This window comes from Xanthomonas sp. NCPPB 3583 (genome assembly GCF_041475715.2).
Lineage (GTDB): Bacteria > Pseudomonadota > Gammaproteobacteria > Xanthomonadales > Xanthomonadaceae > Xanthomonas > Xanthomonas euvesicatoria.
Genome location: NZ_CM191263.1, coordinates 1,620,994 through 1,636,711 on the forward strand (window position 1 = coordinate 1,620,994; position 15,718 = coordinate 1,636,711).

Below are 15,718 nucleotides of genomic sequence, written 5' to 3' on the forward strand. Positions count from 1 at the left end.
GTCGAAAGTGAAAACCCCTAGGCGAAAGGTATCGGCAGGGGGGACACCGACTGTAGTAAAGCCGTGCCAGAAAGGCAGTAACCCAAAGGTTCTAAGCTCATGAACGCACTGGGTTTACGCAGGCGGGCGCTAGCGGGGCGGGGAGTCGGGATTCGGTATTGGGGATTCGCAACGGCGGCGCTGCGTTTTGCGGTGGAGTTCGCTGCGATGCTGACAATTACTCACACAAGCTGGCGACCACGCCTTTGTTCTTGCTTTCGCGAATCTCCAATCCCGACTCCCCAATCCCGCCCGTGACTACCGGCACATTCACTATAGCTAGGTTCTACATAGCATCACCTTCAACCTAGCGGAGATGGCCGATGAGCGAGCCGGATATCCACCTACGCAAATTTCAGAAGGAACTGAGTGCGGGCACCGTGTCGTTGGCCTTGCTGGCCGTCCTGGCGCAGGCCGATGCACCGCTGTACGGCTACCTCATCGCCAAGCGGCTCGAGCGTCTGGAGGGCGTGCTTAGCGGCAAGCAGAGTGCCCTGTATCCGGTGCTGCGCAATCTGGAAGGGGCCGGGTTGCTGCACAGCCATGTCGAACCCTCGGCCTCCGGGCCGCCGCGGCGGTATTACCGCATCACCGACAGCGGGCGTGACTGCCTGCGCGACTGGACCGCCGCCTGGCGTGCCACCCGAGATTCCGTTGATTCCGTGCTGGAGGGGACCCACTCATGAACACGATTGCACAGGCACACCCGTTGCCGACCACCATTGGCGATTATCTGCTGCAGCTGCGCCAGGCGCTGTCCGGGGCAGATCCGGCAATGATCCAGGACGCGCTGTACGACGCCGAAGAGTATCTGCGTTCCGAACTGGCAGAACAGCAGGGCAAGAGCGAGGCCGAGGTCATTGCCGGCGTGGCCAGCAGCTACGGCGCCCCGGAGGAAGTGGCAGAGATCTACCGCGAAACCGAAGTGACTGTGGCACGCGCACTGCGCCCCCCGGTGCCACCGCAGCGGGCATCGTGGATCGGCACGTTCTTCGGCGTGGCTGCCGACCCGCGCACCTATGGCGCATTGTTCTACATGCTGCTGTCACTGCTCACCGGGGTGTTCTATTTCACCTGGGTCGTGACCGGCGCCAGCCTGTCGGTGGGGATGCTGATCCTGATCATCGGCGTGCCGCTGCTGGTGTTGTTCTTCGGCTCGGTGCGGGTGTTGTCGCTGGTGGAAGGCCGCGTGGTCGAGACGTTGCTGGGTGTGCGCATGCCGCGTCGCCCGCAACACCCGGGCCTGCAAGGCGGTTGGCTGCAGCGCATCGGCGCGATGTTTACCGACGCGCGGACCTGGAGCACGATGCTGTACTTCCTGCTGATGCTGCCGCTGGGCATTGTGTATTTCACCGTGTTTTGCACGCTGCTATCGCTGTCGTTGGGCCTGGCCGCTTCACCGATCGCGGCGTTGTTCGACCAGGTCGCCGTGCTGACCTGGGATGGCCTGGACATCACCAGCGCCTGGCTGACGCTGCCGTTGTTCGCGGTGGGCGTGCTGTTGTTGTTCGTTACGCTGCATCTGGCACGCGCGTTCGGCAAGCTGCACGGCATGTTCGCCAAGCAACTGCTGGTCAGGAGCGGAGAGGCGGCTGCGTGATGCGCCTTGCCTAGATGTCAGCGTGCGCAGGTCGATGGTGGTACTTGCCGCTGGCATGACGCGCTGTGGCGGTTGCACGCAGATCAAGATGAAAATCCCCGGCATTGCCGGGGATTTTCTTGGGTACCTCAGGCGCGTTTGCCGCGCTTGCGGATCGGGGTCACGGTGGCCAGGTCGCGGCTACCGACCGGATCCGCATCGTAGCGCGCGATGAATTCGCGCACCTGCGGATACACCACCTCGCGCCAGCGGCGGCCGCTGAAAATGCCGTAGTGACCGGCGCCTTCCACGACCAGGTGACGACGATGCGCCGCATCGATGCCGGTGCACAGATCGTGCACCGCCTCGGTCTGGCCGAGGCCGGCGATGTCGTCCAGTTCGCCTTCGATGCTCAGCAGCGCGGTATTGCGGATCGCCGATGGCTTGACCAGTTGGCCGTCCACTTTCCACTTGCCCTGGGGCAGCAAAAACTCCTGAAACACCACGCGGATGGTGTCCAAGTAATACTCGGCCGGCATGTCGAGCACGGCGTTGTATTCGTCGTAGAACTGCCGGTGCGCTTGCGCATCCTGCAGGTCGCCCTTGACCAGGTCGGTGTAGAAATCCCAGTGCGACATCACGTGCCGGTTGGGGTTCATCGACAGGAAGCCGGCGTGCTGCAGGAAGCCCGGATACACCTGGCGGCCATGGCCCGGATACGGGAACGGCACCGTGTGGATCAGGTTGTTCTGGAACCACTCGATGCCGTTTTCCGTGGCCAGGTTGTTGACCTGGGTGGGGCTACGACGCGCATCGATCGGACCGCCCATCATCACCAGCGAGCGCGGGGTGGGCTCGTCGTTGCTGGCCATCAGCGACACTGCCGCCAGCACCGGCACGGTGGGCTGGCACACGCTCACCACATGCAGGCGCTCGGCGCCGATGTGGCGGATGAACTCCTGGATATAGGTGATGTAGTCCTCGAGCCGGAACGCGCCGGCCTCCAGCGGCACCATGCGCGCATCCACCCAATCGGTCACGTAGACCTTGTGGTTGCGCAGCAGGGTGCGCACGGTGTCGCGCAGCAACGTGGCGTGGTGGCCGGACAACGGCGCAACCACCAGCACGGCGGGCTGCTCCTTCATCTTGCCGATCAGTTCGACGTGATCGCTGAAACGCTTGAAGCGCAGCAACCGGCAGAACGGCTTGCTCAGCACTTCGCGTTCGATGATCGGCAGCGAATGGCCGTCGACCTCGACATCGTCGAGCGCCCAGGCCGGCTTTTCGTATTCCTTGCCCAGACGGTGGAACAGCTCGTTGCTGGCGGCCATACGCTCGGCGCCCGGGAGCGAGGCCCACAGGCTGTCGGGGTCGGAAAACATCTTGGCGTTCGCCTGGGCCTGATGCACCCAGGGGGCTAGCAGATTGCGGGTCAGCTCATGCAGTTGATAAAGCATTCCACCCATCCGTGCGGTTTTGCTGCCGCGCAGCATACCGGTTTTGGCGCATTTGCACCTTAATGGGGCTGCGGACGGTTGAGGCTGTCACAGCGCTGTGGCAGCGATTTCTGGAAGGCGAGCGCCTTGACTGCGGGGCGCGACGACAGGCCTTGCGCACCACCTGACGCGTACCTTGAGCGCCCCGCCGCAAGCGCGGGCAGGGCGCGGAGCGGGGGAGAAGGTGCTGGGCGATCGACGCAGCGATGGCTCCAGGCGACGCGATACCCCCACGCGCTGCTCGCTGGCAGCCACCATCCCGCTCAGCCGCGCTCCAGCGCCGATGCCTGGTCAGCCAGCTGCGGCGACAGCCAGCAGTGCGACCCCAGCGCAGCGAAGCCCACGCTGGCGAAGCGCTTGCGATACCAGCGCGCCGGTCGCGCCTGGAAACCGTCGTGATCGCCCTCGAACGCATCTTCTTCGGCGAAGGCTTCCAGAAACGCCACGCCTGCGCACATCTCGGCCAATCCAGGCAGGCCCTGGTTGAATTCGCGGGTGGGCACGTAATGCAGCACGTCCGAGCAGATCAGCAAGTCCACCGGTGCGCACGGGCGCAACCAGGCGAAGTCGCCGAAGCGGGCGGGGTGGATCTGGCGGCTGCGGCCATAACGCTGCACCGCATAGGCGCTGCTGTCGAAACCCAGATAGCTCAGCTTCGGCCGCAACGCCAACAACGGCGCGCGCCACGCGGCCTCGCCGCAGCCGACGTCGAGCACGCTGCGGATCGGTCGTTCCAGGTAGTACTCGGCCTGTGCGACGGCGAGTGCGACCTTGCGTCGCAGGCGCGCGGGATCGGCCAGGCCGGCATCGCGATACCAGCGGCGGAAATAGTGGGCGTCGTATTGTTTGGAGGCGGACTGCTGCATGGGCTTGGCTGCTTTCGCGCGCGCGGATAGGTGAAAATGCGGGCCATCCTACGCGAGCCAGCGGAGCCAGCGCATGACCCTGTATTTGTGGATCAAGACCTTCCATCTGTTGTTCGTGATCGCCTGGATGGCCGCGGTGTTCTACCTGCCGCGCATTCTGGTCAACATCGCCGAAGCCGGCAGCGACACCGCGGTGCGCGCGCGCCTGGTGTTGATGGGGCGGCGGCTCTACACATTCGGTCACAGCATGCTCGGTCTGGCGCTGCTGCTGGGCGCGGTGCTATGGCAGGGCTACCGGGTCATTCCGGATTTCCCGACGATGGTCGCTGGCGGCTGGTTGCACGCCAAGCTGTTTGCCGTGGCCTTGATTCTGGCCCACTACATCGTGTCCGGCCGCTGGGTCAAAGGCGCCGAACAGGGGCGTGCAGTGCCCAGCGGGCGGGCGTTGCGCTGGTTCAATGAAGCACCGGTGATCCTGCTGGTCGGCGTGATCTGGCTGGTGCTGGCCAAGCCGTTCTGAGCGCATTGCGCACCGCATCTACGTACGCCCGACGGCTTCGGCGCGCAGGTGCCCACAGCTGCCACTGCTAAAAATGCGGGGCATTCCGGTGTCCCACCGCGAATGCCTGCGGTGCTTCATGATGGGACGGCCAGTGACGTCGCGATGTGCGCACCGGGGCAAGGGTCGATGAATCCGGCAGGCCGCGCTAGGGCGCATATGAATTCATGCGCCGGTCGGGTGTGGCTTGAGCAGCATCTCCAGATACCGTTTCTGGTGTCCGGCAAATCCCTTTTTGCCGTACAGCGCGTGAATTTTGCCGAAGGCAGCGCAGGCACGTGCCTCATCGCCGAGCTGCAGCATCGCCTCGCCTTCGGTCATCAGCACAAGATGATCGGTGTGGTCTGGGTCGTCGTACATCAGCGCCATCACCTCGATCCATCGATGCACGTTTTCCTGATCGTGCAGGTCGGCGTAATCCTTGACGAAACTTGCAGACAGGCTTTGCGGGTAATAGTCCCAGTTCGCCTTGGGTCCGGGGATCAGCGCCCACGCCTGTAATCCCAGGGCGAGCGATTCCGCCAGGGCGCCGCTGCGAAACCGCTGTGTGGATTGCTCCAGCAGATGATCGATCTCGGCTTTCAGAACTGCCTCGATTTCAGGCTTCCTTTGCACGTTGATGGCCTTGATCAGGTGCCGAGCGATTCGTTGCCGAGCGATTCAATGCATGTGACCTGCAGCTGCGAGCGTCTTGTCGGCGGCCCTCAGGCGCTGGTGTCCAGCTCGCGCAGGCCCTTGCGTGCCAGGTCGACCCAGGCGCGTTGCTCGCGTTGGTAATGCTTGGGCGAGGCGGCGGCGTGACGCAGCACCTGTTCGTACACCGCCCTGGCCTGGTCATTGCGTGCGATGCGCTGCAGCAGTTGCGCATAGCGCACGCGCGCTTCTTCGCCCGAATAGCCTTGGGCCAGCGTTTCGTACTCGTGCAGCGCAGCCTCGGTGTCGCCGCTGCCTTCGACCGCGCGTGCATACAGCAGATGCCCGTCATGCGAGCGGAAGCTGGGGTTGGCCGCGATCAAGGCATCCAGGGTCTGCCGCGTCTGCTGTGGCTGGCCCAGCCCGAACTGGGCTTTGGCCAGACCGAGCATCAGGTGCGGATCATCGCGATACAAGCCGCGCAACGCGCCCTGGTAATGCTCGGCGGCCTGGGCGTAATCGCCGCGCGCCAGCAAGGTCTCTGCGAGCTGGCGGCGATTTTCCGGAGTGTCGGCCACATCCAGCCGGCGCGAGGCATCGCGCTGTTCGCGTTGCGGATCCAGGGTGCTGCGTATGCGCTTGAGGCGACGGCGTGCATTGGGGTCGTTGCGCAGATCGGGGATGACCGCCACGCACACATAGACCAGCACCGCCAGCAGCGAAAACGCCAGCAGCAGGAAGATCCAGTACAGGGGGCGCCCGCTGCGCACGACGTGGACGCAGCAGGCGGCTTGCAGCAGCAGCGAGATCAGCAGGAGCGGAGACATGCGGGTGTGGCGTCCTTTCCATGGCCGCGCACTGGGCGCGGCCGGCCATCGTGCGAATCAATGCCCTTCGTAGGCACCATAGCTGCGCAGGCGCTCGTAGCGCTGCTGCAGCAACGCATCCACTGGAATCTTTTCCAGCGCGTCCAGCTCGTTGAGCAGCACCGCTTTCAGGCGCTTGCCCATCTGTTCGGGATTGCGATGCGCACCGCCGGTGGGTTCACGGATCACCTTGTCGACCAGGCCCAGGCCCTTCAGGCGCTTGGCGGTCAGGCCGAGCTGTTCGGCGGCGTCCTTGGCCTTGGCCGCGTCCTTCCACAGGATCGAGGCGCAGCCTTCCGGCGAAATCACCGAATAGGTGCCGTATTCCAGCATCAGGGTGCGGTCGCCCACACCGATGGCCAGCGCACCGCCGGAGCCGCCTTCGCCGATGACGGTGCAGATCACCGGAATTTTCAGCTCGGCCATTTCCAGCAGGTTGCGCGCGATCGCCTCGCTCTGGCCGCGCTCTTCGGCGCCGATGCCAGGGTAGGCGCCGGGGGTGTCGATGAAGGTCAGCAGCGGCAGGCGGAAGCGCTCGGCCAGCTTCATCAGGCGCAAGGCCTTGCGGTAGCCCTCCGGGCGCGGCATGCCGAAGTTGCGCGCCACCTTGGTCTTGGTGTCGCGGCCCTTCTGGTGGCCGATGATCACCACCGGGCGCCCGTCGATGCGGCCCAGGCCACCGACGATGGCCTTGTCGTCTGCATAGGCGCGGTCGCCGGCCAACTCCTGGAATTCGTCGCAGATGGTGTCGATGTAGTCCAGCGTGTACGGGCGCTGCGGATGACGCGCCAGCTGCGAGACCTGCCAGGCCGACAGATCGCGGAAGATCTGCGCGGTGCGCACGCGCAGCTTGTCGCGCAGCGCCCGCACTTCGGTCTCCACGTTGACCGCAGGCCCGGTGCTGGCCTTGCGCAGTTCCTGGATCTTTGCTTCCAGATCGGCGATGGGTTGCTCGAAGTCGAGGTAGTTAGGATTCATGCAATGGCGTCGTCAACGTAAGGCGGGGAGTGTAGCTGAAGCGGTGTGGCTGGCCCGTACGCAGCCGTGCGGTTGCATGGCCGGGATTGGGGATCCGGGATTCGCAAGAGCACTATCGCGGCTTCGACGTGCCAGTAGACTGCCGTTACAAATCCCCAATCTCCAATCCCCAATCCCGGCCCCTCACGCCCACGGTGGGCTGTACTTGATCTTCACCGTCCGCACCGCCGGGTCTGCGCGCAGGCCGTCCATCAGCTGCTGGTCGATGCGCACCGAGTGGTTGCCGTTGAGGTCGAGCATGCCGGCCACGCCGCCGCTGGGCGCGCGTAGCAGCAAGTCCAGGCGCAGGGGCGTCTTGCCGGGGCGGTGCTTGGCCAGCAGGGCGTCGATGCGCTTGAAGGCCTGCTTTTCGCGCAGGTCCAGGCGCAGCGACAGCCGCTGCGCGTGGTCGGCGCAGATCTGCTCGTAGTCCCAGCACTGGCGGATGCGCAGGCTGTAGCCGCCGTTGAATTCGTCCTCGCGCAGGCCGCCCTTGACGATCAGGATGCGGTCGCGGGTGAGCAGGTGGCCGAATTCGGCCATCGCATCGGAAAACGCGCTGCATTCGACCCGGCCGCGGCCGTCTTCGAGCTGCACGAACACCTGGCTGTCGCCCTTGCGGCGTACGCCGACCACCTGGCCGGCCAGGATCGCGCTCACTTCCGGCCGCCAGGCGCGTTTTTCGCCATCGCCACCGCCCCCACCGCCGCCACGTTGTTGCGAGGCCAGGATCTTTTCCAGCGCACCCAGGTCGCAGCCAACCAGCTCGCGCACTTCTTCGCGGTGCGGGTCGAACGGGTGGCCGCTGAGGTAGAAGCCCAGCGTTTCGCGCTCGCCGGTGAGCAGCTGGCCCAACGGCCATTCCTTGCTTTCGGGCAGGTCCAGGCGCATTGCCGGGGCGCTCGGGTCCGGCCCGCCGAACAGCGAGTTCTGCCCGGAGGCGCGCTCACGCGCCATCTGCTCGGTGGCCTTCATCACCTCGGGCAGCTGCAGCATCAGCGAGGCGCGGTTCTTGCCCAGCCCATCCATCGCGCCGGCATTGATCATCGCTTCCAGCGTGCGCCGGTTGAGCTTTGCGGTGCCCACGCGCGTGCAGAAATCCAGCAGCGTGGTGTAAGGGCCGCCGCGCTGGCGCTCTTCGACGATCGCCTCGCAGGCGCCCTGGCCGACGCCCTTGATCGCGCCCAGGCCGTACTGGATGGTGTCCGGGCTGGCGGCCTCGAACATGTACGCTGACTCGTTGACGCGCGGCGGTTTGACGGTGAGGCCGAGGTTGCGCACTTCATCGAGAAAGCCGACCACCTTGTCGGTGTTGTCCATGTCAGAGGACAGCGTGGCGGCCATGAATTCGGCCGGGTAATGCCGTTTCAGCCACGCGGTCTGGTAGCTGACCAACGCGTAGGCGGCGGCGTGCGACTTGTTGAAGCCGTAGCCGGCGAACTTCTCCATCAGGTCGAAGATTTCGTCGGCCTTGGCTGCGCTCACGCCGCCCTTGGCCGCACCTTCGCGGAAGATTTCGCGGTGCTTGGCCATTTCGGCCGGCACCTTCTTGCCCATCGCGCGACGCAGCAGGTCGGCGCCGCCCAGCGAATAGTCGCCGACGATCTGCGCCATCTGCATCACCTGCTCCTGATACACCATGATGCCGTAGGTGTCTTTCAGGATGACTTCGGTGCGCGGATCGGGGTAGACGATCTCCTGCTGGCCGTGCTTGCGCGCGTTGAAGTCCGGGATCAGGTCCATCGGGCCGGGGCGGTACAGCGACACCAGCGCGATCAGGTCCTCGAAGCGGTCCGGGCGCGCGTCCTTGAGCAGGCGGCGCATGCCCGAGGACTCGAACTGGAACACCGCACCGGTATTGCCCGAGGCGAACACGCCCTTGTAGGTGGGCACGTCGTCGAGCGGAATGGCGGTGATGTCGACCGGGTCGATGCCGGCGCGCGCGTGGCGCACGTTGATCGCCTTGACCGCCCAATCGATGATGGTCAGCGTGCGCAGGCCGAGGAAGTCGAACTTCACCAGGCCCACCGCTTCGACGTCGTCCTTGTCGAACTGGGTCACCGGGTTCTTGCCGCGGCCATCTTCGTCGTGTTCGGCGAACAGCGGGCAGAACTCGGAGAGTGGATCGGGGGCGATCACCACGCCGCCGGCGTGCTTGCCGGCGTTGCGGGTGAGGTCTTCGAGCTGGCGCGCCAGGTCCATCAGGTCGCGCACGTCGTCTTCGACCTGGTAGCGCTGGATCAGGTCCGGCGAGGCCATCTCCGAGTCCTTGCCTTCGCCCATCGCGTCCTTGAGCGTGATGCCCAGGATGTTGGGGATCAGCTTGGCCACGCTGTCCACCAGCCCATACGAGAAGCCCAGCACGCGCCCGGCATCGCGCACCACCGCCTTGGCGGCCATGGTGCCGTAGGTGATGATCTGGCTGACGCGTTCGCGGCCGTATTTGCGCGCCACGTAGTCGATGACTTCGTCGCGGCGGTCCATGCAGAAGTCGATGTCGAAGTCGGGCATCGACACGCGCTCTGGATTCAAAAAGCGCTCGAACAGCAGGTTGTAGGGCAGTGGGTCCAGGTCGGTGATCTGCAGCGCCCAGGCCACCAGCGAGCCGGCACCGGAACCGCGGCCCGGGCCGATCGGAATGCCCTGGTTTTTGCCCCACTGGATGAAGTCGGCCACGATCAGGAAGTAGCCGGGAAAGCCCATCTTGATGATGGTGTCCAGCTCGAATTCGAGCCGGTCCACATAGTCCTGGCGGGTCTTGCCCGGCGCGATCGGGTTCTTTTCCAGGCGTGCGGCCAGACCCTGTCGCGACTGGCTGCGGATCCAGCTGTCCAGCGTCTCGTCTTCCGGCACCGGGTAGGCGGGCAGGAAGTAGGTGCCCAGGCGCATCTCGATGTTGCAGCGCTGCGCCAGCGCGTGGGTGTTGTCGATGGCGTCGGGGATGTCGGCGAACAGCGCCGCCATCTCCTCGCTGGACTTCATGTACTGCTGGTCGCTGTACTCGCGCGGGCGCTTGGGGTCGTCGAGCACGCGGCCGGAGGAAATGCAGACGCGCGCTTCGTGCGCATTGAAGTCGCTGGCGTACAAAAAACGCACGTCGTTGCTGGCCACTACCGGCAGCCCGCGCACGCCCGCGGCGTGCAGGGCGAACTGGTTGAAGCGTTCTTCGCCCTCGCGCCCGGTGCGGGTGAGCTCCAGGTGCAGGCCATCGCCGAACACGCGCTGCCAGTCGGCCAGCTGTTGCTCGGCCAGGTCCGCGCGGCCCTCGTTGAACAGGCGCCCGGCCAGGCTGTCGCGGCCGGCCAGCGCAAACAGGTTGGCGTGCCCGGCCTGCAGCCATTCCGGATGGATCGCCACGCCGCCTTCGGGGCGGTGGCCTTCCATCCAGGCGCGGGTGAGCAGCCGCGACAGGCTCAGGTAGCCCTCGCGGTCGCGGCACAGCAGGGTCATGCGCCAGGGCGTCATGTCCGGGGTGGCGATCATCACATCGGCGCCGGCGATCGGCTTGATGCCCACGCCTTCGGCCGCCTTGTAGAACTTGACCAGCGCGAACAGGTTGTTGAGGTCGGTGACCGCCAGCGCGGGCATGTCGAGTTCGACTGCCCGGCTCAGCAGGTTGGCCTGCTTGGCCTTTTTCGGGTCAGCCTGATCCGGTTTCTCGGGCACACGGATGGTGGAATCCGCCAGCGAGAACTCGGTGTGGACGTGCAGATGGACGAAGCGGGAAGTGGACATGCGGGACCGGAATAATGCGCGGTCAGGGTACCGGCGGGGGCGGGGGCGAACAAGGCTTGACAGCTGGGGGCGGGACCTGGGGACCTGCCAGGCTTGAGGAGCCGGGACCCGGCACCGGGGACCCGGGAAAGCAAAGCGGGAAGACGTAGCGGGACGCCACTCGTCGTTTCCTGGCTGTTGCTGTGCCGGTGCTTTTCCGGGTCCCGGGTCCCGACCTCTAAAGCGGCACCACCAACCGGCCCACCTGCAGCTGTTCCGGGTCCCGGGTCCCGGGCCCCGGGTTGCGGCCTTCCAGCGCCAGGCGCACCGGCGCAAAGCTGCGCCGGTGCTGGGGGCATGGCCCGTGGGTTTGCAACGCGGCCAGATGCACCGGCGTGCTGTAGCCCTTGTGCTGATCGAAGCGATATTCCGGGTGCCGCGTGTGCAGTTCGTGCATCAGCCGGTCGCGCGTCACCTTGGCCACGATCGAGGCGGCCATGATGGCGCGGTCCAGCGCGTCGCCACCGATCAATGCCTCGGCCGGGCAGGGCAGGCCTTTGGGCACACGGTTGCCATCGATGCGCGCGAACCCGGCCACATGCGCCACGCCTTCCACCGCGCGCCGCATGCCGAGCATGGTCGCTTGGTAGATATTGATGCGGTCGATCTCTTCGCTGTGGATCAACACCACCGACCACGCCAGCGCCCGGTCGACGATGCGCGCATACAGCTGCTCGCGCCGCTCGGCCGTGAGCTGCTTGGAATCGTCCAGCCCATTGATGCGTGGTTTGCCGGGGTCGAACACCACGGCCGCCACGGCCACCGGACCGGCCAGCGGGCCGCGGCCAGCTTCGTCGACGCCGGCGATCAAACGCCGGGATTCGACATTCGGGATTTGGGATTGGTCAAACAAGGGCGACTGGCGCGCCTCAGCGTCGGCGCTATCGGCTTGGGTGCCTAAAGCAATGATTTTCATGCCTTCGCTCCTGCCGAATCCCCAATCCCGACCTCCGAATCCCTGCCTTCCAGCAGCCCGGCCACCGCATCCGCTGCCCGCGCCGACGCGTCGCGGCGCAACTGCGCATGCAGGGCCAGGTAGCGCGGTTGCAGGGCGGCGACCTTGTCGGGGTGTTTGAACCAGTCCAGCAGTGCCACGCACAGGCGCTCGGGGGTGCAGTCGTCCTGCATCAGTTCCGGCGCCAGGTCGTCATTGGCCAGGATATTGGGCAGGGCGTAGCGGTTGACCTTGAGCAGGCCCAGCAGCTTGACGATGCGGTAGGTGAGCGGTGCGACCTTGTAGCCCACCACCATCGGGCGCTTGACCAGCATCGCTTCCAGCGTGGCGGTGCCGGAGGCCAGCAGCACCACGTCGGCGGCCAGCATCGCAGTGCGTGCCTGGCCGTCGAGCAGGTGCGAGCGCATCACCGGCAGCGACGAGCGTGAGAGCTGCTCGGCCAGCAGTTGCTTGCAGCCCGGATTGGCGGCCGGTACCAGCACGTGCAGGTTGGGCAGGTGCTCGGACACCAGCCAGGCGGCCTGGAAAAAGGTGTCGCCGAGCCGGCTGATTTCGCCGTGCCGGCTGCCCGGCAACACTGCCAGGACGGTGCTGGAGGCGGACAGGCCCAGCGTTGCGCGCGCCGCCGCGCGGTCGGCCTGGTAGGCGATATCGTCGGCCATCGGGTGGCCGACAAAACGGGCGTCCACGCCATGCCTGGCGTAGATCGGCGGTTCCATCGGAAACAGGCACAGCACCAGATCGGCGCTGACGCCGATTTTTTCGGCACGCTTCTCGCGCCACGCCCACACCGACGGGCTGACGTAGTGCACGGTCTTGATCCCGCGCTGCTTGAGCCAGCGTTCCACCGGGAGGTTGAAATCCGGCGCGTCGATGCCGATGAACACGTCCGGCTTCCACGCCAGCACCCGCTCGCGGAACGCGCTGCGCAGCTTGAGCAGGCGCGGCAAATGCCGCAGCACCTCGGTCAGGCCCATCACCGCCAGCTCGCTGGCATCGAACCAGGTCTGGCAACCGACCCCACGCATCGCATCGCCACCGATGCCGACGAATTCGGCATTCGGATAGCGCAGCCGCAGCTGCTCGATCAGTCCCGCGCCCAGGATGTCGCCAGAGGCCTCGCCAGCGATCAGCGCGATGCGGGGAGGGCGCGCATGCGCGCCGGGAATGGGGAGTGGGGAATGGGGAATCGGCAGCGCAGTCGGGTCGCTGCCGACCGACGCGCCGTTGCGCTGACCGTCCACGATTCCCGACTCCCGATTCCCGATTCCCTTCATCGTAACAACGGCCGTTCTGCCGCTTCGATGAACTCGAGCATGCCGCGCACATCCTCGCTGCTCTTGGCCTGTTCGGCCAGCTGCAGCTTGGCATCGGCCAGCGGCAGGCCGGCCACGTACAGCGTACGGTAGGCGCGCTTGATCGCGGTGATGCGTTCGGCGTCGAAACCGCGACGCTTGAGCCCTTCGCTATTGATGCCGCGCGGACGCCCCAGCGAGTCGCTGCCCACCATGGTGAACGGCGGGACGTCGCCATTGGTCAGCGCGCCCATGCCCAGGAAGGCATGCGCGCCGATGCGGCAAAACTGATGCGCGCCGGCAAAGCCGCTGATGATTACGTAGTCGCCCACGGTGACGTGGCCGGCCAGAGTGGTGTTGTTGGAAAACACGCAGTGGTTGCCCACGTGGCAGTCGTGCGCCACGTGCGTATAGGCCAGCATCCAGTTGTCGTTGCCGACCACGGTGACGCCGCCGCCGCCGCCGGTGCCGCGATTGATGGTGACGAATTCGCGGATCACGTTGCCGTCGCCGATCACCAGTTCGGTGCGCTCGCCAGCGTACTTCTTGTCCTGCGGTTCGCCGCCGATCGCGGCGTGGCCGATGAAGCGGTTGTTGCGACCGATCCGGGTCGGGCCATGGATCGAGCAATGTGGCCCCACCTCGGTGCCCGCCCCGATCTGCACATCGGCGCCGATCAACGAGAAGGCGCCGACGCGGACGTCGTCTGCCAGCGTTGCCGATGGATCGATGACCGCCGTCGGATGAATCAAAGGTGTTGAATCGCGCATCGTGTCTTACTCCGAAAGCGGGTGATTACCTGGCGCCGGCGCACATCACCTCGGCACTGGCCACCACTTCGCCATCGACCTTGGCTTCGCCGTAGAAGCATCCCACGTTGCGGATCAGGCGCTTCATCTGCACTTCCATGATCAATACGTCACCCGGGACCACCTGCTTGTTGAAGCGGGCCTTGTCCACCTTCACCATATAGAACAGCTGCGACAAGGCATCGCGGCCCAGACCGAGCTGGGTCATCACGCCGCCGACCTGCGCCAGCGCCTCGATGATCAGCACGCCAGGCATCACCGGGCGGTTCGGAAAATGGCCCTGGAAGAACGGCTCGTTGATGCTGACGTTCTTCTGCGCCACGATCCACTTGGTTTCAAGATCGAGTTCGAGGATGCGGTCGACCAGCAGAAACGGGTAACGGTGCGGGAGCAGCGTCTGGATTTGACTGACGTCGATCGGCAGTTCGTAAACGTGGTGGCTCATTCTTTCTCCTTGCCCACAGCCAGGATGCGCCTAGCGAGCACATCAAGCTGCTTGAAGCGCGCGGCGTTTTTGCGCCACGTGCGATTGTCGGTGAGAGGGGTGCCGGACGAGTACTCGCCCGGCTCATGGATGGAATTACGCACGACAGACTTGCCGGTGATCACCACCTTGTCGCAGATCTCCAGGTGGCCGACCACGCCGACATGCCCGCCCAGCAGGCAATAACGGCCGATCTTGGCGCTACCGGCAATGCCGGTGCAGCCAGCGATCGCACTGTGCGCGCCGATGCGGCAGTTGTGCGCGATCTGCACCAGGTTGTCCACGCGCACGTCTTCTTCCAGCACGGTGTCTTCCAGCGCACCGCGGTCGATGCAGGTATTGGCACCGATTTCGCAGTCGTCGCCGATCACCACACCGCCGAGCTGGGGCACCTTGATCCAGTGCCCGGCATCCATGGCCAGGCCGAAGCCGTCGGCGCCGATCACCGCGCCAGGGTGGATGCGCACGCGCTTGCCCAACCGCACGCGCGTGACCAGGGTGACGCGGGCGAGCAGTTCGCTGCCCTCGTCCACCACGCAGTCCTCGCCGATGATGCTGCCGGTGCCGATCACGCAGCCATCGCCCACGCGGCTACGCGCACCGATGCTGACGAACGGACCGACATGCGCGCCAGGCGACACCTGCGCGGTCGGGTCGATCACCGCAGAGGCATGGATGCCCGGTTCGCGCACCGGTGCCACGTCGAACAGCGCGGCGATCTTGGCGAATGCGGTATACGGATCCTTGGCGACCAGCGCGGTGCCCTTGGCGGCGTCGGCATCGTCGGCACGCAACACCACGACGGCGGCCTGGGTGTCGGCCAGTTGCGTACGATAGCGCGGGTTGGACAGGAAGCTCAGCTGGCCTGCGCCGGCATGGGCCAGGGTGGCGACGCCGCTGACTTCGGTGGTGCCGTCACCGACGACGGTCAACCCGAATTGTTCGGCAATCGCACTGGCGGTCAATCGCATCAGGGTAAACCTCGCGTAAACGGTAAGTGGCTGGTTTAACAGGGGGAAAACGTCGCCAAAAGTTGGCTAAACAGTCGAGCGTATTGCTTGCCGGGCCGCAACGATGCGGCGAACCCAGGAAGAAACATATGAAAACTGTTCTCTCCATTTTCGGTAGCGTGATCCTGCTGGGCGCAATCACCAGTGCATCGGCCGACGATTTCGCGCAGCAGCGCACCAGCGCGCTGAGCTTCTGGGACCAGCAGGTGCAATGCGTGGACGCATCCGATTGGGGCGCCACCGCCACCTGCCTGGGCAATGTCTGGAACAACTACTTCTAAAGCTGTTTCATACCAGGGTGTTCAAACAACAATGGCGGCCCGGGCGTCCGGGCCG

At 65.5% G+C, this 15,718-nt stretch carries 14 protein-coding genes and 1 pseudogene; 4 read left to right on the forward strand and 11 right to left on the reverse strand.

Annotated elements, in window-relative coordinates; translation table 11 throughout:
• The first annotated feature begins 362 nt into the window (after positions 1-362).
• On the forward strand, positions 363-725 hold the full coding sequence (locus ACCQ07_RS07250) for a PadR family transcriptional regulator (RefSeq protein ID WP_008578264.1): 363 nt from the start codon (positions 363-365) through the stop codon (positions 723-725).
• Positions 722-1,639 (forward strand): sensor domain-containing protein, encoded by a 918-nt coding sequence (locus ACCQ07_RS07255; RefSeq protein ID WP_011346882.1) that lies wholly within the window; start codon positions 722-724, stop codon positions 1,637-1,639. The genes ACCQ07_RS07250 and ACCQ07_RS07255 overlap by 4 nt, the downstream gene beginning before the upstream one ends.
• Positions 1,640-1,767: 128 nt before the next feature.
• Here the strand turns inward: ACCQ07_RS07255 and ACCQ07_RS07260 are convergent, their stop codons facing one another.
• Both ACCQ07_RS07260 and ACCQ07_RS07265 read right to left on the reverse strand, forming a co-directional pair.
• Complete coding sequence (locus tag ACCQ07_RS07260; protein WP_008578266.1) at positions 1,768-3,111, reverse strand: polyhydroxyalkanoate depolymerase; 1,344 nt, start codon at positions 3,109-3,111, stop codon at positions 1,768-1,770.
• A gap of 266 nt (positions 3,112-3,377) precedes the next feature.
• Complete coding sequence (locus ACCQ07_RS07265) at positions 3,378-3,980, reverse strand: methyltransferase (protein ID WP_031421839.1); 603 nt, start codon at positions 3,978-3,980, stop codon at positions 3,378-3,380.
• 73 nt (positions 3,981-4,053) lie between these two features.
• Here ACCQ07_RS07265 and ACCQ07_RS07270 point away from each other — a divergent pair, with 73 nt between their 5' ends.
• Positions 4,054-4,500, forward strand: coding sequence for a HemJ family protein (locus tag ACCQ07_RS07270; RefSeq protein WP_008578268.1), 447 nt, complete (start codon positions 4,054-4,056; stop codon positions 4,498-4,500).
• 204 nt (positions 4,501-4,704) lie between these two features.
• Here ACCQ07_RS07270 and ACCQ07_RS07275 read toward each other — a convergent pair.
• The 9 genes and pseudogenes from ACCQ07_RS07275 to lpxD form a co-directional block, all read right to left on the reverse strand.
• Positions 4,705-5,219: pseudogene (locus tag ACCQ07_RS07275) on the reverse strand (hypothetical protein).
• A 24-nt stretch (positions 5,220-5,243) separates the two neighbouring features.
• Positions 5,244-5,999 carry a tetratricopeptide repeat protein gene (locus tag ACCQ07_RS07280; RefSeq protein WP_014089740.1) on the reverse strand — a complete coding sequence of 252 codons (756 nt, stop codon included), beginning with the start codon at positions 5,997-5,999 and terminating at the stop codon, positions 5,244-5,246.
• A 57-nt stretch (positions 6,000-6,056) separates the two neighbouring features.
• Complete coding sequence (locus ACCQ07_RS07285) at positions 6,057-7,016, reverse strand: acetyl-CoA carboxylase carboxyltransferase subunit alpha (RefSeq protein ID WP_008578271.1); 960 nt, start codon at positions 7,014-7,016, stop codon at positions 6,057-6,059.
• Between the two features lie 183 nt (positions 7,017-7,199).
• Positions 7,200-10,790, reverse strand: coding sequence for a DNA polymerase III subunit alpha (gene dnaE, locus ACCQ07_RS07290; protein WP_008578273.1), 3,591 nt, complete (start codon positions 10,788-10,790; stop codon positions 7,200-7,202).
• A gap of 217 nt (positions 10,791-11,007) precedes the next feature.
• On the reverse strand, positions 11,008-11,745 hold the full coding sequence (gene rnhB, locus ACCQ07_RS07295) for a ribonuclease HII (protein WP_051876393.1): 738 nt from the start codon (positions 11,743-11,745) through the stop codon (positions 11,008-11,010).
• Complete coding sequence (lpxB, locus tag ACCQ07_RS07300) at positions 11,742-13,028, reverse strand: lipid-A-disaccharide synthase (protein WP_014089745.1); 1,287 nt, start codon at positions 13,026-13,028, stop codon at positions 11,742-11,744. The genes rnhB and lpxB overlap by 4 nt, the downstream gene beginning before the upstream one ends.
• 29 nt (positions 13,029-13,057) lie before the next feature.
• Positions 13,058-13,849: an acyl-ACP--UDP-N-acetylglucosamine O-acyltransferase gene (gene lpxA, locus ACCQ07_RS07305; RefSeq protein ID WP_011346889.1), complete on the reverse strand. Its 792-nt coding sequence runs from the start codon at positions 13,847-13,849 to the stop codon at positions 13,058-13,060.
• Between the two features lie 25 nt (positions 13,850-13,874).
• Positions 13,875-14,333 (reverse strand): 3-hydroxyacyl-ACP dehydratase FabZ, encoded by a 459-nt coding sequence (fabZ, locus tag ACCQ07_RS07310; RefSeq protein ID WP_003485378.1) that lies wholly within the window; start codon positions 14,331-14,333, stop codon positions 13,875-13,877.
• Positions 14,330-15,343 (reverse strand): UDP-3-O-(3-hydroxymyristoyl)glucosamine N-acyltransferase, encoded by a 1,014-nt coding sequence (gene lpxD / locus ACCQ07_RS07315; protein ID WP_372363938.1) that lies wholly within the window; start codon positions 15,341-15,343, stop codon positions 14,330-14,332. Before lpxD ends, fabZ begins: the two co-directional genes overlap by 4 nt.
• Before the next feature lie 128 nt (positions 15,344-15,471).
• Between lpxD and ACCQ07_RS07320 the strand changes: the two genes are divergently transcribed.
• Positions 15,472-15,663 (forward strand): hypothetical protein, encoded by a 192-nt coding sequence (locus ACCQ07_RS07320; RefSeq protein WP_011346890.1) that lies wholly within the window; start codon positions 15,472-15,474, stop codon positions 15,661-15,663.
• Positions 15,664-15,718: the final 55 nt, after the last annotated feature.